General features: G+C 58.1%; 1 protein-coding gene. It reads left to right on the top strand.

Annotation, left to right across the window (positions count from 1 at the left end; translation table 11 throughout):
- Positions 1 to 38 precede the first annotated feature (38 nt).
- Positions 39 to 289, top strand: a 251-nt coding sequence (locus tag G8767_RS35390; RefSeq protein WP_346843076.1) for an AMP-binding protein, incomplete at its 3' end; no start/stop codon positions are given.

Genomic DNA, 289 nt, shown 5'->3' with positions numbered 1-289 from the left:
CGTTGGTGCTCGAGGGGTGGAATGACACTGTTCACGAGTTGACTGATGGTGCTTTGTTGCTCGATGGTTTCGATGCGCAGGTGGCGGCGTCTCCGGGTGCGGTGGCGCTCTCGTTCGAGGGTGTGTCTCTGTCGTATGCGGAGTTCGATGCTCGGGTGAATTGTTTTGCCAGGTATTTGGTTTCGGTGGGTGTGGGGCCGGAGTCGTTGGTGGGTGTTGCGGTTCGGCGTTCGGTTGATTTGTTGGTTGCGGTTTACGGTGTGCTCAGGGCTGGTGGTGGGTATGTTCC

The sequence above is a fragment of the Rhodococcus sp. IC4_135 genome, from assembly GCF_011602025.1.
In the GTDB taxonomy this organism is placed as follows: Bacteria; Actinomycetota; Actinomycetes; order Mycobacteriales; family Mycobacteriaceae; genus Rhodococcus_F; species Rhodococcus_F baikonurensis.
This window is presented reverse-complemented; position numbering and strand designations above follow the sequence as displayed.